At 32.7% G+C, this 23,909-nt stretch carries 17 protein-coding genes, 5 pseudogenes and 1 riboswitch; of the genes and pseudogenes, 17 read left to right on the top strand and 5 right to left on the bottom strand.

Going from position 1 to position 23,909, the window contains the following annotated elements:
* Nucleotides 1–437 precede the first annotated feature (437 nt).
* The 3 genes and pseudogenes from VK90_RS08295 to VK90_RS08285 all read left to right on the top strand — a co-directional run.
* Nucleotides 438–542 (top strand): annotated as a pseudogene (locus VK90_RS08295) (Spo0E family sporulation regulatory protein-aspartic acid phosphatase); the annotation flags it as partial.
* 154 nt (nucleotides 543–696) lie between these two features.
* A complete protein-coding gene (locus VK90_RS08290) occupies nucleotides 697–894 on the top strand; it encodes a helix-turn-helix transcriptional regulator (RefSeq protein ID WP_048371952.1) in 198 nt (65 codons plus the stop codon).
* A gap of 1 nt (nucleotide 895) precedes the next feature.
* Nucleotides 896–1,168 (top strand): annotated as a pseudogene (locus VK90_RS08285) (DUF6773 family protein); the annotation flags it as partial.
* A 195-nt stretch (nucleotides 1,169–1,363) separates the two neighbouring features.
* Here VK90_RS08285 and VK90_RS28310 read toward each other — a convergent pair.
* On the bottom strand, nucleotides 1,364–1,465 hold the full coding sequence (locus VK90_RS28310; protein ID WP_071720039.1) for a YjcZ family sporulation protein: 102 nt from the start codon (nucleotides 1,463–1,465) through the stop codon (nucleotides 1,364–1,366).
* 673 nt (nucleotides 1,466–2,138) lie between these two features.
* Here VK90_RS28310 and VK90_RS08280 point away from each other — a divergent pair.
* The 3 genes and pseudogenes from VK90_RS08280 to VK90_RS31380 all read left to right on the top strand — a co-directional run.
* The gene (locus tag VK90_RS08280) at nucleotides 2,139–3,122 is read left to right on the top strand and encodes a DUF4003 domain-containing protein (RefSeq protein ID WP_048371950.1); all 984 of its coding nucleotides are present in this window, start codon (nucleotides 2,139–2,141) and stop codon (nucleotides 3,120–3,122) included.
* A 126-nt stretch (nucleotides 3,123–3,248) separates the two neighbouring features.
* Nucleotides 3,249–3,443 (top strand): annotated as a pseudogene (locus VK90_RS08275) (DDE-type integrase/transposase/recombinase); the annotation flags it as partial.
* Between the two features lie 384 nt (nucleotides 3,444–3,827).
* Nucleotides 3,828–4,101 (top strand): annotated as a pseudogene (locus tag VK90_RS31380) (hypothetical protein); the annotation flags it as partial.
* A 132-nt stretch (nucleotides 4,102–4,233) separates the two neighbouring features.
* Here VK90_RS31380 and VK90_RS08270 read toward each other — a convergent pair.
* The gene (locus tag VK90_RS08270) at nucleotides 4,234–5,235 is read right to left on the bottom strand and encodes a helix-turn-helix domain-containing protein (protein ID WP_048371948.1); all 1,002 of its coding nucleotides are present in this window, start codon (nucleotides 5,233–5,235) and stop codon (nucleotides 4,234–4,236) included.
* A 401-nt stretch (nucleotides 5,236–5,636) separates the two neighbouring features.
* Between VK90_RS08270 and VK90_RS08265 the strand changes: the two genes are divergently transcribed.
* From VK90_RS08265 to VK90_RS08255, 3 genes are all read left to right on the top strand, one after another.
* A complete protein-coding gene (locus VK90_RS08265; protein WP_048371946.1) occupies nucleotides 5,637–6,809 on the top strand; it encodes a tyrosine-type recombinase/integrase in 1,173 nt (390 codons plus the stop codon).
* Nucleotides 6,810–7,249: 440 nt separating this feature from the next.
* The gene (amyS, locus tag VK90_RS08260; RefSeq protein ID WP_082147847.1) at nucleotides 7,250–8,797 is read left to right on the top strand and encodes an alpha-amylase; all 1,548 of its coding nucleotides are present in this window, start codon (nucleotides 7,250–7,252) and stop codon (nucleotides 8,795–8,797) included.
* 293 nt (nucleotides 8,798–9,090) lie between these two features.
* Complete coding sequence (locus VK90_RS08255) at nucleotides 9,091–9,390, top strand: ArsR/SmtB family transcription factor (protein ID WP_048371942.1); 300 nt, start codon at nucleotides 9,091–9,093, stop codon at nucleotides 9,388–9,390.
* Between the two features lie 431 nt (nucleotides 9,391–9,821).
* Here the strand turns inward: VK90_RS08255 and VK90_RS08250 are convergent, their stop codons facing one another.
* Complete coding sequence (locus tag VK90_RS08250; protein ID WP_048371940.1) at nucleotides 9,822–10,997, bottom strand: MFS transporter; 1,176 nt, start codon at nucleotides 10,995–10,997, stop codon at nucleotides 9,822–9,824.
* 57 nt (nucleotides 10,998–11,054) lie between these two features.
* Nucleotides 11,055–11,154, bottom strand: a riboswitch (purine riboswitch).
* Between the two features lie 252 nt (nucleotides 11,155–11,406).
* Here VK90_RS08250 and VK90_RS08245 point away from each other — a divergent pair.
* Together VK90_RS08245 and VK90_RS08240 are read left to right on the top strand one after the other, a co-directional pair.
* Nucleotides 11,407–12,114: pseudogene (locus VK90_RS08245) on the top strand (IS6 family transposase).
* A gap of 282 nt (nucleotides 12,115–12,396) precedes the next feature.
* Nucleotides 12,397–13,410, top strand: a complete 1,014-nt coding sequence (locus VK90_RS08240) for a fatty acid desaturase (protein WP_048371939.1) — start codon at nucleotides 12,397–12,399, stop codon at nucleotides 13,408–13,410.
* A 588-nt stretch (nucleotides 13,411–13,998) separates the two neighbouring features.
* Here the strand turns inward: VK90_RS08240 and VK90_RS08230 are convergent.
* Both VK90_RS08230 and VK90_RS08225 read right to left on the bottom strand, forming a co-directional pair.
* The gene (locus tag VK90_RS08230) at nucleotides 13,999–14,487 is read right to left on the bottom strand and encodes a hypothetical protein (protein WP_048371934.1); all 489 of its coding nucleotides are present in this window, start codon (nucleotides 14,485–14,487) and stop codon (nucleotides 13,999–14,001) included.
* Nucleotides 14,488–14,540: 53 nt separating this feature from the next.
* Nucleotides 14,541–14,951 carry a hypothetical protein gene (locus VK90_RS08225; RefSeq protein WP_048371932.1) on the bottom strand — a complete coding sequence of 137 codons (411 nt, stop codon included), beginning with the start codon at nucleotides 14,949–14,951 and terminating at the stop codon, nucleotides 14,541–14,543.
* Nucleotides 14,952–16,219: 1,268 nt separating this feature from the next.
* Between VK90_RS08225 and hblC the strand changes: the two genes are divergently transcribed.
* From hblC to tnpB, 6 genes are all read left to right on the top strand, one after another.
* Complete coding sequence (gene hblC / locus VK90_RS08220) at nucleotides 16,220–17,539, top strand: hemolysin BL lytic component L2 (RefSeq protein ID WP_048371930.1); 1,320 nt, start codon at nucleotides 16,220–16,222, stop codon at nucleotides 17,537–17,539.
* Between the two features lie 66 nt (nucleotides 17,540–17,605).
* The gene (gene hblD / locus VK90_RS08215; RefSeq protein WP_025147143.1) at nucleotides 17,606–18,826 is read left to right on the top strand and encodes a hemolysin BL lytic component L1; all 1,221 of its coding nucleotides are present in this window, start codon (nucleotides 17,606–17,608) and stop codon (nucleotides 18,824–18,826) included.
* Nucleotides 18,827–18,863: 37 nt separating this feature from the next.
* Complete coding sequence (gene hblA / locus VK90_RS08210) at nucleotides 18,864–19,991, top strand: hemolysin BL binding component B (protein WP_048371928.1); 1,128 nt, start codon at nucleotides 18,864–18,866, stop codon at nucleotides 19,989–19,991.
* Nucleotides 19,992–20,405: 414 nt separating this feature from the next.
* On the top strand, nucleotides 20,406–21,806 hold the full coding sequence (gene hblB, locus VK90_RS08205) for a hemolysin BL regulatory component HblB (RefSeq protein WP_048371926.1): 1,401 nt from the start codon (nucleotides 20,406–20,408) through the stop codon (nucleotides 21,804–21,806).
* A gap of 275 nt (nucleotides 21,807–22,081) precedes the next feature.
* Nucleotides 22,082–22,474 carry a gamma-type small acid-soluble spore protein gene (locus VK90_RS08200; protein ID WP_048371924.1) on the top strand — a complete coding sequence of 131 codons (393 nt, stop codon included), beginning with the start codon at nucleotides 22,082–22,084 and terminating at the stop codon, nucleotides 22,472–22,474.
* A gap of 361 nt (nucleotides 22,475–22,835) precedes the next feature.
* Nucleotides 22,836–23,909, top strand: a 1,074-nt coding sequence (gene tnpB, locus VK90_RS08195) for an IS200/IS605 family element RNA-guided endonuclease TnpB (RefSeq protein WP_048371922.1), incomplete at its 3' end; no start/stop codon positions are given.

The raw sequence follows: 23,909 nt of genomic DNA, 5'->3' as shown, positions 1-23,909 counted from the left end.
AGGAATTTAAAGATTTCAGGTTGTTACCATGTGGATTAGAACTTATTATTAGTGAATTTGTATATGGTGTGAATTCACTGCCAATACTCCAATTATATAGGGAGACAATGAGTCAGCCAACAAAGGAAATTCATTAAAGACCTCAATAGTCAATAAGTAACCACAGTAATAGTCTCAATATGTAAAAAAGACACTATTTAAAGTGTCTTTTTATACGATGACATAAAGAAAATGTAGTGATTAGTCATGATTAATTAGATTCTTCTTGGTTGGTATTAGTATAACATCAAAATAGATTAATTTAAATACAAACATATAAAGATTTTAATATATATTAAAATATATTTTACTTTCTATTACCAAAATTTCCAGTTTCTTTATTTTTATATCTATACTATTAGATAAATGCTAAATCGTCAAAAAGGATCCTTTTAGATATGGAGATGAGAAACTTACAAGATTTAATTGAAGAAAAGAAAGCAAAACTAATTAAACTTGTAGAGAAATATGGATTTAGACATAAGCAGGTGCTAAATTTAAGTTGAGATATAGATATATTAGTGAATGAATTTTTTTATGCAAATAATAAGATGGAATAAAATTAACTTTACACTTGTGAAGTGACAATAAAGTTATTTAATTTTCAAACCTCAAACATGTATAACCCCGTTCTGATTTTAGAACGAGGTGTATTTAATGTCAGTAAGCGAAATAAAAATTGCAAGAACGGAAAAGGGGTTAACTCAACAAGAATTAGCTGTGCTTGTAAATGTTACTCGACAAACCATCGGTCTTATTGAACTTAATAAATATAATCCATCTTTAAAGCTTTGCATTGATATAACCAAATCAATTGATAAAACTTTAGATGACTTATTTTGGGAGGGAAAATAGAATGGAAAAACTAAAAAATTGGTTTTCACTCAGTACACATTCAGATGAAAGAATTCAACAAATTGAAATGAAAATTTGGGCTCAATCTGGAGTTGTGGTTTTATTGCTAGCCTTCATAGATTTAATACTAAGGGGCGTATACTTACAAAGACCGTTTCTAGAATGGGCTACTGCTCTTGGTATCATTATCTGTTATATGGTATTCTTCTTTAGATCCATTATAGCTGGTGTTTTTGAGCCAGAAATCGATAACAAGGAAAAATTAAGACAAAAAGGCTTATCTTTTAGCACTTAATGATAAGCTTTTTTATTATTTTCTTCATCTTTTTTTCGTTTTTGGGGGTATTTTGTTTTGTTAGCTTAATAAAGAGGGGGTACTGACGGCAAAACTCGGATATTATATGTTAGAACATTTTTAGAAAGTATAAAGAAAAGACACCCATATAAGAGTGTCTTTTCCAATAGTTTTTTAGCAGAAGCAAGCAGCTCCAACGATGATTAATAAAATAAACAATACAACTAATAAAGCAAAGCCGCCAGCAAAACCGCCACAACTACCACCAAAGCCCATAATAGTTCCTCCTTTAATGGGAGGGGAAAACTAGGGTTCACTCATGTATTTTAACGGATTCAATTTACTTTATGTTTTTATGCATGAATTGAGCAGGTCCTTTTGAAAATAAAGAAAAGACACCCTAAGGTGCCTTCCTCCGACTTGAACCATCTTAATTTTAATAATATGTATTGGATTCCCATCCGAATATTATTTTACCATGTTAAGTAATATTAGTCATTGAGAAATATGAATCAAATCTATATTTTATTCCAAAAATAGGAGTTATGAATTGAAATATATTATTTTTATAGGGATACCGCTACATCGCTATCAAGCTAAGATAAATTTGTATCCGTATAATCAAAAAAACGCCATCCTTTCTGTATATTTCTACAAAAAAATAACGCTTTCTATGAATTATAGGTGTAAATTCATCTTAGGATGATAGTAATGGATTTGTCCCCCTTTTATTACAAAAGGAAAATATTTGGAATATAACCATAAATTTCTGGATTTAAAAATTATCACCTCAAACACGGAAATGGGATTTTACTTACAATCAATAGGGGCATTATGGAAAAAATACTAAGAGAAGTATAAGCTTGAAAATTCTGCATCAAAAACATTGTTCCTAAATATGGAATAATAGTATGATAGAAGAGAAGCACAAGAAAAATGGGGGGCCACTATGATTACATTGCAGCAGAAGTTGGAGCAATATACACACATATATACACAGTTGAAGGGAGAACTAAGGTGGAAAACTAGTGATTCTCGGACTGGGATGATGATTGCCGCTATGTATGCAGGCAGCGATAAGCCATTTGATCTTAGGCGGTTTTTAGAAATTAGTAATTATATTAAGGATCAGGTAGGGATGTTTTCCTATTTAAAGTCCTATCACCGCTTTGTGGTTGCAGCAACATTAGATATTCACTTTACATATTACAAAGAAGCGTTTCAACAGTTTCTAGACTTATATGAACGATTGGTCGCTGGTGGCTTTAGCCGGAGTATATTCACTTATTTGGCAGCAGCAGCGCTTTTACCAGAAGACAATGAACAGCATGATACACGTATTCAGCGGTCGCTGCAAGTATATAAACGCATGAAAGAGGATCACTTCTTTCTTACAAGTACAGATGATTACCCGCTCGCTGTTTTACTAGCAGGACAATCAGAGAAAGTAGAGATGCTTATGGATCGAGTGGAACGTCTCTACCAGAAGCTGGCGGCAGCTGGTATGTACAAAGGGAATAATCTTCAATTTTTAAGTCATATTCTTTCTCTAAAGAAGGATGTCAGTGAAGATATTTTAGTAGCACGATACACAAACATATGGAATCTGCTAAAGCAAGAAAAGGTAAAAGTGAAACAGATGCATTATCCGGCTATCGGACTACTAGCGTTGCTTGAGGATGGAGAGAAAGAAGTTCATTCTATTCGAGCATTCATTGAAAAATTGCAGGGGGACAAATTATTCCGCTGGCATACGGATGCAAATATTCTTATTGCTATCCAACTGTTCGTAAGTCAGAAAGGTGCGGAAAGTCACGCTGCCAACACAGGTTTACAAGCAATGATAGAGGTTCTCATACAGGCACAGCAGGCAGCTATGCTAGCAGCAATTACCGCTTCCTCTGCAGCAACTTCTGCTAGCAGTAGTTCATAACGTGCAATGTGCTACATGAACGCTATATGTAGGATTTCTCAAAAAGGGTTACATACATCATGATTAACTGGATTATAGTCTACTCGTTTTCGTGATGGGAAATTTGATTCGATTTTACTATATCCGCAAGATCATCGTTTTATTAAAAAGAGAGTTCGTTCAATGTTGGGATTGAAATCTTTTCGTACAGCTAAATCTATTCTTTCAGGAATAGAATCGATGCATATCATTAAAAAAGGCCAACTTATTTTACGGGACAAGTCTGTCCAAAATGAAATGAAGTTTATTCATCAACTATTAGGAATCTATATGCCTCTTTAAAATAGATGCAATCTTTGCACCAGAATCCTAAAAATAGTGCACAAGATATTTTAATGAAATTGTGAATTAATGGAAGTGAATATAAAACAAATGGTTTACTATAAATAAATTATGGTAAACCATTTGTTTTATATAGTCTATTATGGACAGTTTAATCTTATTCACCTTTCATTTTAATATATAGTAAGAGAATGAAAGGTGTACCGTTTCAACCCAATGGATATTTTTAACTAATGGGGTGTTTTTTCATATCTATAAACAGCCTGACTAGAAAACCAACAATAAAAACTTAGCGGGAACCCAACAGACATTATATCTGGGTAATATTTCAAACAAAGATTATTTGCAGTTTGAGCTAAAGCATTCTTGTATTTAACTTAAATGTTGGAGGATATTACTATGAACCAAAATTCAATTTTACAAAAAGCAATGGATTAGTGGAAACGGATGAGTCCAGATTTTTCTTTTCGACAAGCCTACGAACTGAGAAAAAAGCATTAATGGATGACGCAGATAGGTTTGCTCATGCTCGAAATAAAGTGGGACAACAAGGGAAGATTCAAATGAAATGATTAAAGGAATACCTATTGAAACAATTGTAAAAGCAAGTAAAATATTTTTAAATGGATTCGGACCGTCAGCTCTACTCAAACTGTAATGTTTTTAGGGTGAAGTGTTGAAAATTATTTATGTAATAATGAATTTATAAAGGAGAATCAAGACTAAATTAAGCAATTTAAAAAAGCGTAGAAAGGTTTAATTTCTACACTTTTTCTAATTGATAACATATTTATTGCTGTTCTAAATTTGTTATATAAGATTTTACAGCTTGCAACAAAAAGTCTTCCTGCCCCATACCAGCATCATTAGCCATTTTAACTACTTTTTGTTTAAATTCATGATCTGCATGAAAAGTTAATGGCTCTACATTACTTTTAAAGTAAATCCCTTCTACATGTGGAAGTATCGAACCGGATGTCATATGAGAATGTAAGTATTTAATCTCTTCTTGAAATTGCAACGGATCCACCTGTAAAACGAATGGTTTAATTTCTAGTTTGATGGTATCAGGCATAGTAGTTAATCGCATATTTGTAACACCGAGTTCTTTATAAAATAAGTTTATTAAATTGTAAGAGATGGAATGAAATAATTGAGGTTTTTTAAATGTAAAAGATAAATAACCTCGTTTCGTTATGACTGCTTGCTTTTTAAAAGGTTTAAATGAAAAGCCAAGTTCTTTATATTTTGATAAAGGAAAGATTTCTTCATCCTCTGTAATAATCTTTCCATCAGTACCATTTATCTCTATTATACGAGCTGATTTTTCAGTGTGTTGGTGTGTTATTAATTGATATAGATAAATATCGGTGTCATGAATCTTCGTAATAAACATCTTTCGTTCTTTTGTTGTTGTTTTTTTATAATTAAGCTGAAAAATTTCTAGCTCTTCTTCATCAATGACATATACTTGTTTACCACGCTTTTCTACCATTGTGGCTGGTAACTTTCCAGACTTAATGTATGTAAAGATAGTGGAAGGTGCTACGTTTAAAATTTCTGCTGCTTCTTTTGTACTTAATCCTTTTACTTCCTCTTTATTCATTAACCGTTCAATATCTTCTAAATAGAATATTTTGCTCCCGAATTGCTTCCAATTATCTTTATATACACATTCTATTAATCCTTCTTTTTCTTTCTTTAAAATGGTTTGAACGGTAACTCCCATTAAATCCGCTGCTTCTTTTGTTGTTACTGTAGGTTTTGTAATAAACAGTAAATCTTGTGTCATGAAAGTATACCTCCTTATTTATTTTCCTTAATTTATAAACTATGTATATATCATATCAGATTCCTAATTATATATAAAATAAGATTTCTATTTTTAAAAATATAAAATTATTAGTGTATATTAAAGTCATTCTATAAGTTGTTTATATGTGAAACAAATTTTATCTTTGTTTAATACTTAAATGTTTTATAATGTTTAATGAAAATATAATATGTGTACATCTATTTAATAAAAAATTATTAAAAATTATAAGTATAAATGAATAGAGAAGAAGGGTACCTTATTACAGAAATAATGTGATTTTTAATTTGTATAATTGATGTAAGTGCTATGTAAATCATAGTATACTTAATAAATATATTAAGATTAAAAATCTATACAAGAAGAGGTGTAGTAGAAGTATGGATGATAAAAATCAAAAAGAATTATTACCTATTACAAACAATCAACAGGAATTTATAGATACATATTTAGAAGATATAAGAGGTATAGGTTCATTTCTGCATAATAATCGTTATATGAATGATGTGGAACAAAAGATGGAGGCAGCAGAAAAAGAAGGTAAGGGGAAATATGATTTTTTAAACGATCTTGAAGTGATTTATCATTTTGTACATTTGCAAAAAGATATGGATGAGAAAAAAAATAGAAAGAAGGATACAAAAAAGGGTTATGTGTCTGAAATCTTATCATTTTGCCAATGTATGGTGCAGCATGCAGAAGAGTTTGAAGTAAATGGGGAAGAGGTACAGCAAAATGCTTCCTTATTAAAAACATTGCGGCCTTGGCACATTCGTAAATTTAATTTCTGGTTGAAAAATGTACAAAATGGTCGGAATGGTAATACCTATGCAGTCGCAACACTCGCGAAGAAAACAGTATTAATTCGTTCTTTTTTTAAACACCTTCATGCATTTGGCTATATCGAAAAACCGCTTCATGAAGAACTGCAGCGAGCAAATGTAAATGAACAGGATCGGCCAAATCGTGATTTATCCTATGAGGAAGTTATGAAAATATTAGGATTTTATAAAGAGAGAGGACATTTAGTAAACTATACAATAATACTTGCATTGGCTAGTACTGGTGCACGTATTCAGGAGTTGTGTACTGCAAGTGTAAAAGATTTACACTATGACGGGAAGTATTGGTTAAAAGTTAGAGGAAAAGGGGACAAGGTACGTGAACTTTTCGTTTCAGAACATTTATATCAATGTATTTGTGAAATGAGGAGAAGAAGAGGTTTCCAAACGGTATTGGAAAAAGGGGATGAGAGCCCGTTATTTATAAATCAAAGAGGAAATGCTTATAACTCTAAAACACTATCTAATCAGGTAACAGATATGATAAAAAAGACAAACTTAGAGTTCTTACAATACCGTGAAAATCCAGTAACCGCACATACATTTCGACATGCCTTTGCAATTATGGCAGTAGAGCAAGGAAATGCAGATTTATATCATTTAATGCAAACACTTGGCCATGAAAATATTCAAACAACAAAGATCTATTTAGAGAAGCATATGAAGCGTAAAAATAACGTAGGATCCACTTTCGCTGATATGTTGATATAGAATTTATGACGTTAATACCAACAAATAATTATGTGTTTTTTACATAATTATTTGTTGGTATTTTCGGTATATCATACGTATAATCTCAGGATGATGTGAAAGTTGTGTGAGCAGAAACTGAATGAAAAAACTTACAAAAACAATGGGGAGTCGAGTAGACGTGTTAGATCCAATCTCTATTAATTAAAAATAATGAAGATATGTTTAACAAAGAAAAATCAATATGATTTTAGGAAGTTATCCTGGTTTTTTATTTTAGGTATTAATTTTCGAAAACATTTTTAGGTATTTTAGATAATTATAATTTCTTTAAGGAAAGTGGACTGAATCAATTCAAAAAGAATAGTGCGAAAAATTAAAAGTATGCTAGATTACTAAAATTAGAACGGGTATAATAATTTTAACGGATAATGAAACCGTTTTCGTAAATATTGAAGGGTGTGAACTTATTGAAAAGAGTAATAGCAGTATGTTTGTTATTTGCTTTATTTTCCCCTAATATATATGGAGAAAATAAAGCAAATGCAGCTACAGTGAACAATGGAACTTTAATGCAGTATTTCGAGTGGTACGTGCCAAATGATGGGGAACATTGGAATCGTTTGCGTACTGATGCTGAAAATTTAGCTCATAAAGGAATTACATCTGTATGGATACCACCCGCATATAAAGGAACTTCACAAAATGATGTAGGGTATGGAGTGTATGATGTATATGATTTGGGAGAATTCAATCAAAAAGGAACGGTACGGACAAAATATGGGACAAAAGCACAATTGAAATCTGCAATTGAGGCTTTACATAATCAAAATATCGATGTATACGGTGATATTGTTATGAACCATAAAGGTGGGGCAGATTATACTGAGGTTGTAACAGCCGTTGAGGTAGACCGTAATAATCGAAATATTGAAACATCGGGTGATTATCAAATAAATGCGTGGACGGGATTTGATTTTCCAGGACGCGGGGATTTATATTCTAATTTTAAATGGAGATGGTATCATTTTGATGGAACGGATTGGGATGAAGGAAGGAAATTAAATAGAATTTATAAATTTAGGGGCATAGGTAAAGCTTGGGACTGGGAAGTGTCTAGTGAGAATGGTAACTATGATTATTTAATGTATGCAGATCTTGATTTCGATCATCCTGATGTTGCAAATGAAATGAAAAATTGGGGAACCTGGTATGCGGACGAATTAAATTTAGATGGCTTTCGTTTAGACGCAGTTAAACATATTGACCATGAATATCTCCGCGATTGGGTAAATCATGTTAGAAAGCAAACGGGGAAGGAAATGTTTACAGTAGCTGAATATTGGCAAAATGATATTCGTGCTTTAAACAATTATTTAGGGAAAGTAAATTATAATCAATCTGTGTTCGATGCGCCCCTTCATTATAATTTTCATTATGCTTCAACAGGAAATGGAAATTATGATATGAGGAACATTTTAAAGGGTACGGTAGTAGAAAGTCATCCTACACTAGCTGTTACTCTCGTTGAGAATCATGATTCTCAGCCTGGCCAGTCATTGGAATCTGTTGTGAGTCCTTGGTTTAAGCCGTTGGCCTATGCATTTATTTTAACACGTGCAGAGGGATATCCTTCTGTTTTTTATGGAGATTACTATGGTACAAATGGAAATAGTAGTCATGAAATTCCAACGTTAAAGGATAAAATTGATCCAATTCTGATGGCACGAAAAAACTTTGCATATGGTACGCAACATGATTATTTAGACCATCCAGATGTGATTGGCTGGACAAGAGAAGGGGACAGTATACATGCTAATTCTGGTTTAGCAACATTAATCTCTGATGGATCAGGAGGATCAAAATGGATGAATGTTGGAAGGAACAACGCAGGGGAAATATGGTACGATATTACGGGCAATCAAATAAATACCGTAACGATTAATAAAGATGGATGGGGGCAGTTCCATGTAAATGGGGGATCTGTTTCAATATATGTTCAGAAGTAAATTAGATATGGAGACAAAGAAGCAAACTTGAAAATAAGTCAGCTTCTTTGTTTTATTCTGTTCATTTAGAGGTATATTTTATCATATATAGTTCTTAAATCAAAAATATAATTACATTCTGGTAAACGCTTCTGGAAACTTCATATTAAACACATATCAATTCCATGAATAGCACATATTCAAATTATATAATTCACTTAAGGAATTATATAATTAATATCTAAACATAAGAATATTATGTAATTTAAAGATTAAACTACAGTAAAACAAATAGTAAAAGGAGAGGAATTACTATGACGATATTTGTAGATCATGAAATGGAGTACATGAATTTAGAGGAAGATGCTGAACTTTTAAAATTAATGGCACATCCTATGCGTTTAAAACTAATTAATGAACTTTATAAACATAAAACATTAAATGTAACGCAAATAACCCAAATCTTAAAACTCCCACAATCAACTGTATCCCAGCATTTATCTAAAATGAGAGGGAAAGTTTTAAAAGGAGATCGACAAGGTCTAGAGATTTACTACAGCATTAAAAATCCAAAAGCTGAAGAAATTATTAAGTTATTAGGCCCTATCCAATAGACTCTATATAACTGCATCCTATTTTCTAAAGTAAAATACAAAATATATATTCAATACGATAAAAGGACTTATGTTTTCATTTAATGTACGGAAGTGAAAAAGTAGTAAAATTCCTTATAAAAAAGACGCTTTTTTAGCGTCTTTTTTATCTTTTAAGATACTTTACTTGAGTTCATTAGGTAGTTAGGGATTGAAAATCTGACTTTAAAGAAAAATGTTGAGCAGTTCTCTATTATTATACATAAATATTAAAGTAATAATTATGTAATTTTGCATAGATATATCTAAATCCTCTATTAAAATTTTGTTTCTATATTCCCACGTACAACTATGAATGGATAAAACTTTTATTTTTTAATAATGATCCATTATATATAACCAGCATATCATCAGTAATATTAAAATAGTGTTATTTTGGTGGAAATAGGCTATTAAACCTGTGTATTATTAATTTCTCTTTCAGAATGCAATCTAGTTAAAGAAAAAATAGCACAAATCAGAGAGAGGACAATAATACTGCTACCAACCCAAGCCATTTGGGATATGTTTTGTACTTGATTTAAGCTAAAACCACCCACTGCAGACCCTAGAGCAATTCCAATTTGGAGAGCTGAATTATTAAAACTTTGTTGAATATCTGAGGTTTTTGGAGCGCTTTGAATTAAATAGCTTTGCTGTGGTGGTGCTATTCCCCAACTTAGTGCTGCCCAAATTATCATTACCGGAATAAATACAATAAGAGAAACTGTTGTAAAAGGCAATAAGAAAAGTGTTAAAGCAAACATTGTAATTATTATAATAATGCTTTTAGGAGCGCCTATTTTGTCTGATACGACACCACTGATGGCTCCTCCACTTACCGCAGCTAACCCGAAAATCAAATAGCATATACTAATCCAGTAAGGATTCATCTGGAAATTTGTTTCTAAAAAAGGGGTGAAATAAGCATATAAGGTGTAATGTCCAGCTAGCATAAACAATGTTGCTAAATGTGCAGATCCTAATTTTAGGCTACATACGGCTTTTAATTGAACAAGTAGTGGAATTTTATTTTCTTCACCTGGAATTTTTTCTAAAAATATTGAGATTAAAATGATTGAACCGACAGATAGAACTGTAATACATAAAAATATAATTCTCCAGCCAAAAACGTTAGAAATTAATATTCCTAATGGTACACCTAAAACAAGTGATGAGCTAATCCCCATATAGATTAGTCCTAAAGCTTTTGCTTGATGAGAAGGTGTAACAATTTTTACTGCAATAGTAAGTGAAAGTACTACAACTAAAGCTGTACTCATAGCAGTTATTACCCTTGATAACATCATGAAAGAAAAAGTAGGGCTAAAATAAGTAAGTACATTTCCAATTAAGAATACATAGAGGGAGAAAAGATATAATTTCTTTCTTTCAATTCTACTTGTTAAAATCAGTAAGATAGGTCCAGTTATTGCATAAATAAATGCAAAAATTGTTATTAATTGCCCAGCAGAGCTTAAAGAAATATTAAAGTCTTGGGCGATGTCTGGTAAAATACCACCGACAACAAGTTCGACAAGACCTACTGCAACGGTTGCTAAAGCTAAGATAAAAACTTTAAAATTCATTTGATCGTTTCCTTTCTGTTTAGAGTATTTTTATAAACAAAAAACTCCTGACTACAAAGCAGTTATTATGCTTTTTGTAGTCAGGAGTTTTAGGTTCCCGGTAGAGACCCCCTAGCCATATTCTTGGGGTTATACAAATATTTTCTAGTTATGTATTTAATTAATAATAAAACATATTCTACTAGAATACTTTTTTGTTTGCAATAACTATTTTTAATAAACTATTTATCTGTTTTCCGACAAAAGACTTCTTCCTCAAAAATGTGAAGGTGTGAAACACTCATTTTAGGTGGGAGATGAATGTCGGTAGGCTTAACCGGTTCTGGTGCAAACACTCCAAAACGCTTGTAAGTAACCTCCTAAACTTGGACATATTGATACTAGTACTCTAAAAAAGGATGTGATTGGTATGGAAAAGCAAAATCTATTCAAGTGGAAACATTATCAACCGGATATTATTTTATTAACCGTGAGATGGTACCTACGATACAACCTCAGTTTTCGTGATTTAGTCGAAATGATGGAAGAACGCGGGCTATCCCTTGCTCATACAACTATCATGCGATGGGTTCATCAATATGGTCCCGAATAAGATAATCAAGTACGACGTCATCTTAAGTCAACCAACGATTCTTGGCGAGTCGATGAGACGTATGTGAAAGTCAAAGGTCAATGGATGTACCTATATCGTGCTGTTGATTCAAAAGGAAATACAATTGATTTGCATTTAAGCAAAACAAGAGATCATAGAGCTGCAAAGCGTTTTTTCAAGAAAGCTTTGCGGTCTTTTCATGTTTCAAAGCCCCGTGTGATTACAGTAGACAAAAATCCGGCCTATCCTATAGCGATTGAAGAGTTGAAGACAGAGAAAAAGATGCCTGTAGGCATCCAAATAAGGCAGGTAAAATACCTTAATAACATTGTAGAGCAAGATCATCGTTTTATTAAAAAGAGAATTCGTTCAATGTTAGGATTGAAATCTTTTCGTACAGCTAAATCTATTCTTTCAGGAATAGAAGCGATGCATATCATTAAAAAAGGCCAACTTATTTTATGGGACAAGTCTGTCCAAAATGAAATGAAGTTTATTCATCAACTATTCGGAATGGCTGCATAAGGATAGATTCCATTAGGAATCTATATACCTCTTTCAAATAAATGCAATCTTTGCACCAGAACCAATAATATCTCGTTTGAACTGTTTCTCTTTAAAATATCGCATTTGTGATTCTCCTCGTTCCTTTTTTTAGAGTGTAGTTCCATTTAGAAAACTTTGCACCAGAACCTTTTGATTGTATATGATATTTTTATTCCCTACACATAATACCTACTACTAACAATATCGATTCTATTCTGTTATAATATGAATTAGCAACATAAAGGAAAGGAATTAGAAAAAATGACCTTACAAAATACTAAAAACCTGAAAAAACAAGTTGCTCCTTTTGAAAAATCAACGACGAAAAAAAGTATTTGGCAAATCATCAACACAATAGTGCCATTTATTATATTATGGTACCTTGCTTATAAAAGCCTGTCCGTTTCTTATTGGTTAACATTAGTTCCATCTGTGATAGCCGCTGGGTTTTTGACACGGATTTTCATTATTTTTCATGATTGTACCCATCATTCTTTTTTTAAAAGTCGCCGTGTAAATAGAATAGTTGGGACATTTATGGGTGTTTTAACTTTATTCCCGTTTGATCAATGGGGGCATGAGCATTCCATTCATCACGCTACAAGTGGTAATTTGGATAAGCGAGGTACAGGAGATATTTGGACCCTTACAGTGAATGAATATTTGGCAGCGCCACTTAGACACCGTTTAGCATATCGTTTTTATCGTAACCCATTGGTTATGTTTGGATTAGGTCCGATTTATGTTTTCCTGCTTAAAAATAGATTTAACCGAAAAGGTGCCAGAAAGAAGGAACGCATGAACACCTACTTGACGAATGTTTTAATCGTTGCTTTAGTAGGGTTACTCTGCTGGGCACTCGGATGGCAATCGTTTCTTTTAGTACAAGGTTCCATATTCTTAATATCAGGTTCAGTAGGTATTTGGCTGTTTTACGTACAGCACACATTTGAGGATTCTTATTTTGAAGAAGATAAAGAGTGGGAATATGTGAAAGCAGCAGTGGAAGGAAGTTCTTTTTATAAACTTCCAAAACTCTTGCAATTTCTTACTGGTAATATTGGATTTCATCATGTTCACCATTTAAGTCCAAGAGTACCTAACTATAAACTAGAAGAGGCACACAATAATACGCTTCCTTTAAAAAATGTACCAACGATTACTCTTGCTACAAGCCTGCGGTCAATCCGCTTCCGTCTATGGGATGAGCAAAACAACAATTTTGTTAGCTTTAAAGACGTTAAATATTTAGCGAAAAACAATGTTTCTATTTAAGTGAAATCCGAACTATAACTTCATCATTTATGGCTGACTCCCCTTAATAATCCTTGATTTAAGGGGAGTCTTTGTTTAAGTAGTAGATGCCCGATAAGGAGAAAACTTAAATGATTCAAATTGTAATTGAGGAGGATTAGGAAATGCTGTTAGGGACAATAGGTTTCCTACTGAATTCAAATGAAAATGATGAAGAAAAAATAATAGAATCTGCTGTAAATGTACTGTCTAAATGTTTATCTCTTAAGAAACTTCGCAACAAAAACCTTTTTTATTTATCACCTTTTTGCACCAGAACCGGATACATCGGAACACCTTATGAATTATATTGAACCGAAGGGGCTTACGTTGATAATCGACTTTTTAATAGGTAAAAGCGTGTTTATACGCTTGAGTCTGAAGAAGAAACCAAATTTTCGTTGAATACATGTAAACAATGTGAGAACCATTGATAATCCAATAGTTCTCACATTGAGATTAAGATAAGTCCGAATTTTATACGCTAAGACAATTTCTAAAGTGAAATCTCATCTTTACTACTGGGGTGTTTCTTTTTGTTAGCTTGATGAGCATCGGTCTGTATCCCTTTTAACACAAAACAATGATTTTATATGGTGTAGTTTGAGCTGGTATACTCATTGTTGTAAGACCATAAATAGCTATTAAATTTCGATTCACAAGATTCCCTGTAAAAAATTGACCGTTTGTTAATAAAATTTGAGTAGAAGGAGAAATATTTAATTTTAATTTTCCATCACTACTCTCCAACTGTTCATTAAAATAGTCTACTTTTACATTTTGATGCGGTGTATACTTAGCCATAACAATTGCTTGAAATTGTGGTGGGAAAATGAGAGGAACAGGAGCGTTAGCATCGTAAAATCCACTTATTTTATCTCCTATTACTACTGTTGCGTAGTCAATAAAATAAGTATTTGGTTTCACTACAAAATTTATTAGAGTTCCATAACCATTATTTACGGATATTAACTTATTACATCCTATTTCTTCATTTGATCCTGTTACAAAATCGTTAATCATAGTTATTGTACCCTCAAATGATTGAAAGTTTGTCATTCTAATACCTCTTTTGTTTATATAATTAAACCTTTATCGCTACTCTATAATTTTTAAAAACATGTAAATGAACTAATCCTTCTTGTATCAATTCCAAAAATCATCCAAAACCTACCGTTCCATCTGAAACCAGTAACAGATCTTGGGCCTACAAAAATCGGATAATACCAAAACTGTTCACCATTTGTAAGCCATATATAGGTGTTTCGAAATAAACAGAATGAAATTGCTCCTGGATCAACAGCAAATGGTGAAGCTGTTGATTGCTGAGGAATAAATGATGGGGGAGGAGATGTTGGGGCTTGTGAACTTTGTTCTCCTGGAAAACCTGGTCCACCCGGAAAACCTGGTCCACCCGGAAAACCTGATGTCCCTGGTAAACCAGGAATTTGAAGACCAGGGAATTGACGATCGAAGTATTGATCATAATTTATATAAGGATAACATATTGACTCATTATACATTTAAAAGTCACCTCTTTATTTTATAACTTCCTAAAGTATTAATATGTAATATTGCCTATACATGAAGCTTATCCGCTTCATGTATAGACAATATTTTTATAAGGCAGATATATTTGTTTTTGGATGTGAGCGTAGTGGCTGGGGTGAAGCGAAGCTAGGGGTAAGAGGAAGGAGAATTCTTTCGGATAATTTATTTCTCCATATTACGTTATACATCTTATAACGAAAAATAACAAATAACGACATGTTTTTTTAGAAATATTGTTATTTATTGCTTATTTGTCTTTTATTTGTTGTTTATTTATCTTTTGTTTGTTGTTTATTTGTTGCTTTTTGTTATAGAGAAATATGTAATTATGCATATGTAAATAAAGGGGATCGATATGCAGAGTGTGATTAAATTATATTAAACAAAACTAAAATTATATTAGCTATTTTTCATATGTTAAAACGATGCCTTTTTAACTAAGTATATCAAGTTGTAACTGCTATAATTACTTAAAATATATTAAAAAATCATTTTATAAGTATAATATTTTCGTTCGCATTAATACTTAATAGTTAAATTATTGAATATAATCGACAAAATTCTACTATTTACGTATTAAAAATTTAATGTTTTAATAAAGGTGCAATTGGTATGACCACTCAAGGGGGGAGAAGATTGCACTAATAAATGTGCAGTAAAGTTACAAGTAACATTATGTCGAAGTTAATAAACTTAATATTCAGTTATTTTTAAAAAGGTCTAGAATCTCAGAAGTATCACATTTGAAAAAAAGTGTTTTAAGTTTCTACATAGCAAAAGTGATTTTATTCCGCAATAAAAGTATAAGAAATGTACAGTATAATTTCATCTTTTGTAATCTTGTAGGGCCTTGTCGACAAAATTAGGCGAGATATTATGAAATTATTATATTATTTAAAAAAGTCATGGCAGGGATAGCTGTAAGAGCAATGGGTTTATCTATCTGGGTTCTTGTAAGTCAAACAGCAACTCAAGAGAAAAATAAATATTATACTATTCATTGGGCAGTTAATTCAAATATAGGTGATGAAATTTTATTGTTTAATTTCAGAAAACTTAATATTCAAATGAACAGTAAGTAATATCCTTACATTCTATGAGAAGTAAATAATAACGAGGTTTAACACTCTATCTGAAAGATTTCTCCTTCCTCGAGCATGTGAAAAAAAGAGCCTAGCGTTAGGTCATTCAAGATGTATGTATAAGATTCTAAATAGACAATAGTAAAGGGGTGTACGGAATGAAAAATAAAATAATTACAGGACTTTTTATAACATCAATTGTAACTGGGGCGACTATTCCTATCAATACTCTTGCAACACCAATCGTTCATGCAGAAACTCAACAGGAAAGCATGGATATATCCTCATCATTACGAAAATTAGGTGCACAATCTAAATTAATCCAAACATATATTGATCAAGGTTTAATGAGCCCTAATGTACAGCTAGCAGAAGTCCCAGCTTTAAATACAAATCAATCCCTAATCAAGCAAGATATGAAGGAATGGTCATCAGAACTTTATCCAAATTTAATTCTAGTAAATTCAAAAAGTAAAGGGTTTGTAACTAAATTTAATAGCTATTATCCAACATTAAAAGCGTTTGTAGACAATAAAGAAGATAAAGAAGGCTTTGTGGATAGACTTGAAGTTCTTCAAGATATGACTATGACGAACCAAGAAAACGTACAAAGACAGATTAATGAATTAACAGATCTTAAATTACAGCTGGATAAAAAACTTCAAGATCTCGATATGGATGTAACAAAAGCACAGGGTGTACTAAGTTCAGATGGAACAGGGAAAATAGATCAGCTAAAAAATGAATTACAAAATACCCAAAAATCAATTCAAAATGATTTACAACAAATAGCATTATTACCAGGAGCTTTAAACGAACAAGGATTTGTTATATTCAAAGAAGTCTATAACCTTTCAAAAGATATCATTGAACCGGCTGCTCAAACAGCGGTAGCAGCGTATAACAAAGGAAAAGAAATTAACAACTCTATTTTAGAAGCAGAGAAAAAAGCAGAACAAGAAGCGAAAGAAAAGGGTAAATCTGCTCTAGAGATTGAAGCGGCCAAAAAAGAAGCCCGTGAAGCAATTGAGAAAAGCAAACAAGCTGAAATAGCTGCAGCTGCAGTTACAAAAACAAAAGAGTATGACCTTACGAAAGTAATTGATCCTGAAAAAATTAAAAAAACATATAGTGCTTTCGCTGAAGTAAATAAACTAACAGCAGAACAGCGAACACATTTAGCAGATTTAGAGACACAAAACCAAAAATTTTATGATTTAACTAAGAACCTAAAAATAGCAGATTTACAAAAATCAATGCTTCTTATTATGCAAAATGATTTACATACATTTGCAAATCAAGTAGATGTAGAACTTGACCTACTAAAGCGCTATAAGGAAGATTTGGGTGTAATAAAAAATAGCATTACAAAATTATCTACTAATGTTGATATAACTAACCAGCAGTCTCAAAAAGATACATTAAGACAATTAAAAAATGTAATAAGTTATCTTGAAGAGCAGGTCTATAAATTTTAATATTATGTTTTTAAAAATCTAAAAAGATTATAAGAATCTAGAGAAAGAATGAGAAGGAGAATAGTTATGAAAAAATTTCCATTTAAAGTGTTGACTTTAGCTACTCTAGCAACGGTTATAACTGCTACTACCGGTAACACTATTCATGCATTTGCACAAGAAACGACTGGTCAAGAACAAAAAGTAGGGAATTATGCATTAGGGCCTGAAGGACTGAAGAAAGCATTGGCTGAAACAGGATCTCATATTCTTGTAATGGATTTATACGCAAAAACAATGATTAAACAACCAAATGTAAATCTGTCTAATATTGATTTAGGTTCAGAAGGAGGAGAATTAATCAAAAACATTCACCTTAATCAGGAACTGTCGCGAATCAATGCGAATTATTGGCTAGATACAGCGAAACCAAAGATTCAAAAAACAGCACGTAATATTGTAAATTACGATGAACAATTTCAAAATTATTATGACACATTAGTAGATACTGCACAAAAGAAAGATAAGGCAGGCTTAAAAGAGGGTATAAATGATTTAATCACTACAATTAATACAAATTCAAAAGAGGTTACAGAAGTAATTAAGATGTTACAGGACTTCAAAACAAAACTATATACAAATTCTACAGATTTTAAAAATAATGTAGGCGGCCCAGATGGAAAAGGTGGATTAACGGCACTATTAGCGGGGCAACAAGCGCTAATTCCACAACTTCAAGCTGAAATTGAGAAGCTGCATTCTACTCAGAAAGAACATTTTGACAATGTATTAGCATGGTCAATTGGCGGTGGATTAGGAGCAGCCATTTTAGTTATTGGAGCTATTGCAGGAGCTGTAGTAATTGTTGTGACTGGCGGTACAGCAACACCTGCTGTTGTTGGTGGCCTTACAGCTCTTGGTGCAGCTGGAATTGGTTTAGGAACAGCAGCTGGTGTCACGGCATCTAAGCATATGGACTCCTATAACGAAATTTCTAACAAAATTGGACAATTAAGTACAAAAGCTGATCTTGCTAGCCAAGCTGTTATTTCGCTTACTAACGCGAAAGACACTTTAGCATATCTGTATCAGACAGTGGATCAAGCGATACTGTCTCTAACGAATATTCAACAACAATGGAATAAAATGGGGGCTAATTATACAGATTTGTATGATAATATCGACCAAATGCAAGAGCATAAACTCTCGTTGATACCTGATGATTTAAAGGCTGCTAAACAAAGTTGGAATGATATTCATAAAGATGCAGAATTCATTTCGAAAGATATTGCTTTTAAACAAGATTAGAAATTAAAAATCATAACCTATATTGGAGGAATATAAAATGATGAAAAATATCCCGTACAAACTAATCGTTGCATCGGCTCTTTTAACTATGACAGCAACTTCTGTAGTCTCACCAGTAGCAACTTATGCAAGTGAAATTGAACAAACTAATAATGGAGATACAGCACTTTCAGCAAATGAAGCGAGGATGAAAGAAACCTTGCAAAAGGCCGGATTATTTGCAAAATCTATGAATGCCTATTCTTATATGTTAATTAAAAATCCAGATGTGAACTTTGAAGGAATTACTATTAATGGATATGTGGATTTACCTGGTAGAATTGTACAAGATCAAAAGAATGCAAGGGCACATGCTGTTACATGGGATACGAAGGTGAAAAAACAGCTTTTAGATACATTGACGGGTATTATTGAATACGATACAACTTTTGACAATTATTATGACACAATGGTAGATGCGATTAATACAGGAGATGGAGATACTTTAAAAGAAGGGATTACAGATTTACGAGGTGAAATTCAACAAAATCAAAAGTATGCACAACAATTAATAGAAGAATTAACTAAATTAAGAGATTCTATTGGACAAGATGTTAGAGCATTTGGAAGTAATAAAGATCTCTTGCAGTCGATTTTAAAAAACCAAGGTGTAGATGTTGAGGCTGATCAAAAACGTCTAGATGAAGTTTTAGGATCAGTAAACTATTATAAACAATTAGAATCTGATGGGTTTAATGTAATGAAGGGTGCCATTTTGGGTCTACCAATAATCGGCGGTATCATAGTGGGTGTAGCAAGAGATAATTTAGGTAAGTTAGAGCCTTTATTAGCACAATTACGTCAGACCGTAGATTATAAAGTAACATTAAATCGTGTAGTTGGAGTTGCTTACAATAATATTAGTGAAATGCATAAGGCGCTTGATGATGCTATTACTGCACTTACTTATATGTCTACCCAATGGCATGATTTAGATTCTCAATATTCAGGAGTACTGGGACATATTGAGACTGCATCACAAAAAGCAGATCAAAATAAATATAAATTCTTAAAACCTAACTTGAATGCAGCTAAAGACAGTTGGAAAACATTACGAACAGATGCGGTCACATTAAAAGAAGGGATAAAAGAATTAAAAGTGGAATCTGTTACGCCACAAAAATAGGGAAATATTAATTCTGTTGCATAGTGGCCCAAAACATAGAGAGTCTATGATTACATTATTAAACAGTAAGGCAACAATTAATAAATCCTTATATACCAGAAAGGCGGAGTCTCATTAAAGACTTCGCCTTTCACTTATATATAATTTTCATTCAAATAAAAAGATAACCATGCAGTTTTACTTGTTTTTTAAAACTTTGCAACAGAACCGATTAATATGGGACAGATTATAAAGATTTGCTTGATAATATCGACTCTATGCAACAACATAGATTCTTTTTAATACTTGATGATTTAAAGGCTGCTAAAGAATGTAAGGATGATACTTATAAAAGATGTATAACCCATTTCGAAAGACATCGTTTTTAAAGAAGAATAGAACTTGAAATCAAATCCTATATTGGAGGAATATGAAATGATGAAAAAAATTCCGTATAAAATACTCGCTGTATCAGCGTTTTTAACTATGACAACTACTTATGCAGTCACACCAGTAGCAGCCTTTGCAAGTGAAATTGAACAAACTAACAATGGAGATATGTCTCTTTCAGCAAATGAAGAACAGATGAAAAAAACTGTGCAAGATGCTGGGTTATTTGTAAAATCTATGAATGAATATTCTTATTTGCTAATTAATAATCCAGATGTGAGTTTTGAAGGAATTACTATTAATGGGTATGCAGATTTACCTAGTAAAATTGTACAAGATCAAAAGAATGCAAGAGAACATGCAGTTTCATGGAATACGAAAGTAAAAAAACAGCTTTTAGATACATTGACAGGTATTATTGAATACGATACAAAATTTGAAAATCATTATGAAACATTAGTAGAGGCAATCAATACTGGGAATGGAGATACTTTAAAAAAAGGGATTACAGATTTACGGGGGGAAATTCAACAAAATCAAAAGTCTGCAAAAGTATTAATAGAAGAATTAACAAAATTTAAAAATGCTATTGGAGAAGATGTTAGAGTATTTGGAAGCCATAAAGAGACCTTGCAGTCTATTTTAAAAAGCCAAGGAGCTGCGGTTGAGGATGATCAAAAGCGTCTAGAGGACCTTTTAGGGCAAGTAAACTATCAGAAAGATATAGAATCTAAGGGATTGGACATGGTGAAAATCCCCTTTCTTCCCACATTGATTGCTGGTGGGATAATGATAGGTGATGCAAGAGGTAAGTTAGGCTGGTTAGAGCCGGAATTAGCAAAATTACGTCAGAATGTAGATTATAAAATAACATTAAATCGTGTAGTAGGAGTTGCGTTTCATAATATTAGTGATATGCATAGTGCGATTGATAATGCTATTACTGCTCTTACTTATATGTCCACGCAATGGGATGATTTAGACTCTCGATATGCGGGCGTACTGGGACATATTGATAAAGCGGATCAAAAAGTTGATCAAAATAGATATAAATTCTTAATCCCTAACTTGAATGCAGCGAAAGACAGTTGGAAAACATTACGAACAGATGTTGTCACATTACAAGAAGGGATAAAAATTGCAGAGAAAAAAGAACAGGATTTTATGAATCATCTTCGTCCATCAAGCGTTTTCTACTTTTATAAAAAAATTCATAACGCATACACATTTGAAATAAAGACTGGAACAAATGCACCAAATGCGTCTTATAAAGTTATGAATTTAACTAAAAACACTGTTCATAATATGTGGAGTGGGGGACCAAATACAGACATGTGGGCTGACTGGCTTTCATTCAATCCAAAAGATGAATTAGCGGTGGTAGCAGTAGTAGATGGGAAAGAGTATGTTGTATATAAAGACAAAGTAGAAAATATAATGAACTGAACCCGAAAAGTTAGACAGAAAAATTACGCAGCAATTGGAGATGGTACACTAAACTGGACACTAAGTTAAGTGAAAAAGATGATTCAGAGAGTTCTCTTTCCCTTTATTTCTCACAAGCATGGTTAGTTTAGTCATATCTCGTCCTATATACATACTTTCATCTCCATAATATGTAGTTTGAATGAATACTGAAATAATATACGGAAGTTTAAAAATAAAATTAAGGATAGCTATTAAATGGATTGGTTATATTATTGGTTGTGGAGGTGAGAAAGATGAACAAAAAACAACAAGGTTACAATAAGGCAACTTCTGGCGCTAGCATTCAAAGCACAAATGCTAGCTATGGTACAGAATTCGCAACTGAAACAAATGTACAAGCAGTAAAACAAGCAAATGCACAAGCAGAGGCAAAGAAAGCACAAGCTTCAAGTGCACAAAGTGCAAACGCTAGTTATGGTACAGAATTCGCAACTGAAACAAATGTACAAGCAGTAAAACAAGCAAATGCACAAGCAGAGGCAAAGAAAGCACAAGCTTCAGGTGCACAAAGTGCAAATGCTAGTTATGGTACAGAATTTGCAACTGAAACGGATGTGCATGCAGTGAAAAAACAAAATGCACAATCAGCTGCAAAAAAATCACAATCATCTAGCTCTAATCAATAATGAAGGAAAAACACTTCTCTATCTTAAGAGAAGTGTTTTCTCAGGCTGTGGAGAAAGTCTTCTCCACAGCCTATATTTGTGTTTGGACCTCTTTTTATGTGTCAACACTAATAACAAAGAGGAAAGGGAAAGAGTTTTTATCATTTTAGCCAAGAAGACTCCTTCCTCAAGGAACGTGAAGGGTCGCAGCCCAGTGAGTAGGTGGGAGATGAATTGGCTTCGGACAAGGGATGGCATGAAGCCATCTTAATTGTTCGATAGTTAGTAAAGTGTTACTGGACAATTTGTCATTATCACTTCACTACCTATCGAATGTATGTTTGTTGTATAATAGACATATGTAGAAATGGAGGTGAAACGAATGATTATCAATAAAGCATATAAATTTCGTATATATCCAAATAAAGCACAAGCAACTCTAATCAATAAAACGATTGGCTGTTCTCGTTTTGTATTCAATCATTTCCTATCTCTATGGGATAACGCATACAAAGAAACAGGAAAAGGTTTGACATATGGTACATGCTCTACCAAACTTCCTGCCATGAAGAAAGAATTTGTTTGGCTAAAAGAAGTGGATAGTATCGCTATTCAGTCGTCTGTTCGCAACCTTGCGGATGCTTATACACGTTTTTTCAAAAAACAAAACAGTGCCCCGCGTTTCAAATCTAAGAAGAACAATGTACAATCTTACACCACAAAACAAACAAATGAAAACATTGCCGTTGTAGGAAATAAAATTAAATTGCCAAAACTAGGTCTTGTTCGATTTGCCAAAAGTCGTGAAGTAAGAGGGCGTATTTTAAATGCTACGGTTAGACGGAACCCTTCTGGCAGATACTTTGTGTCAGTGTTAGTGGAAACAGAAGTGCAAGAACTTCCGAAAACACATTCTTACATTGGAATTGATGTAGGACTAAAAGATTTTGCCATTTTGTCAGATGGAACAACCTATAAAAATCCGAAGTTTTTTCGATCATTAGAAGAGAAGTTAGCCAAAGCACAGCGTGTTCTTTCTAGAAGAACGAAAGGATCTTCTCGCTGGAATAAACAACGAATAAAGGTTGCTAGAATTCATGAATACATGACAAACGCTAGAAAAGATTACTTGGACAAAATCTCAACTGAAATCATCAAAAACCACGATGTTATCGGTATAGAAGATTTACAAGTATCGAATATGTTAAAGAATCATAGGTTAGCAAAAGTAATTAGTGAGGTATCCTGGTCACAGTTTCGAACCATGTTGGAATATAAAGCAAAATGGTTCGGCAAACAAGTCATTGTCGTATCGAAAACATTTGCTTCAAGCCAATTATGTTCTTGTTGTGGATATCAAAACAAAGACGTTAAAAATCTAAACCTACGTAAATGGGATTGCCCTTCTTGTAGTACACATCATGATAGGGATATTAACGCAAGTATCAATCTAAAG

The sequence above is a fragment of the Bacillus sp. LK2 genome (assembly GCF_001043575.1).
In the GTDB taxonomy this organism is placed as follows: domain Bacteria; phylum Bacillota; class Bacilli; order Bacillales; family Bacillaceae_G; genus Bacillus_A; species Bacillus_A paramycoides.
The sequence above is the reverse complement of the archived record's forward strand: the minus strand, read 5'-3'. Positions and strand labels throughout refer to the sequence as shown.

What these genes read in the sequence shown, in the direction of transcription:
- hblB (WP_048371926.1), top strand. Translation starts at nt 20,406, where the DNA reads ATGATGAAAAAAATTCCGTATAAAATACTCGCTGTATCAGCGTTTTTA.
- VK90_RS08225 (WP_048371932.1), bottom strand. Translation starts at nt 14,951, where the DNA reads ATGTATAATGAGTCAATATGTTATCCTTATATAAATTATGATCAATAC.
- VK90_RS08250 (WP_048371940.1), bottom strand. Translation starts at nt 10,997, where the DNA reads ATGAATTTTAAAGTTTTTATCTTAGCTTTAGCAACCGTTGCAGTAGGT.
- hblD (WP_025147143.1), top strand. Translation starts at nt 17,606, where the DNA reads ATGAAAAAATTTCCATTTAAAGTGTTGACTTTAGCTACTCTAGCAACG.
- VK90_RS08200 (WP_048371924.1), top strand. Translation starts at nt 22,082, where the DNA reads ATGAACAAAAAACAACAAGGTTACAATAAGGCAACTTCTGGCGCTAGC.
- VK90_RS08280 (WP_048371950.1), top strand. Translation starts at nt 2,139, where the DNA reads ATGATTACATTGCAGCAGAAGTTGGAGCAATATACACACATATATACA.
- VK90_RS08290 (WP_048371952.1), top strand. Translation starts at nt 697, where the DNA reads ATGTCAGTAAGCGAAATAAAAATTGCAAGAACGGAAAAGGGGTTAACT.
- VK90_RS08265 (WP_048371946.1), top strand. Translation starts at nt 5,637, where the DNA reads ATGGATGATAAAAATCAAAAAGAATTATTACCTATTACAAACAATCAA.
- hblC (WP_048371930.1), top strand. Translation starts at nt 16,220, where the DNA reads ATGAAAAATAAAATAATTACAGGACTTTTTATAACATCAATTGTAACT.
- hblA (WP_048371928.1), top strand. Translation starts at nt 18,864, where the DNA reads ATGATGAAAAATATCCCGTACAAACTAATCGTTGCATCGGCTCTTTTA.
- VK90_RS28310 (WP_071720039.1), bottom strand. Translation starts at nt 1,465, where the DNA reads ATGGGCTTTGGTGGTAGTTGTGGCGGTTTTGCTGGCGGCTTTGCTTTA.
- VK90_RS08240 (WP_048371939.1), top strand. Translation starts at nt 12,397, where the DNA reads ATGACCTTACAAAATACTAAAAACCTGAAAAAACAAGTTGCTCCTTTT.
- VK90_RS08270 (WP_048371948.1), bottom strand. Translation starts at nt 5,235, where the DNA reads ATGACACAAGATTTACTGTTTATTACAAAACCTACAGTAACAACAAAA.
- VK90_RS08255 (WP_048371942.1), top strand. Translation starts at nt 9,091, where the DNA reads ATGACGATATTTGTAGATCATGAAATGGAGTACATGAATTTAGAGGAA.
- VK90_RS08230 (WP_048371934.1), bottom strand. Translation starts at nt 14,487, where the DNA reads ATGACAAACTTTCAATCATTTGAGGGTACAATAACTATGATTAACGAT.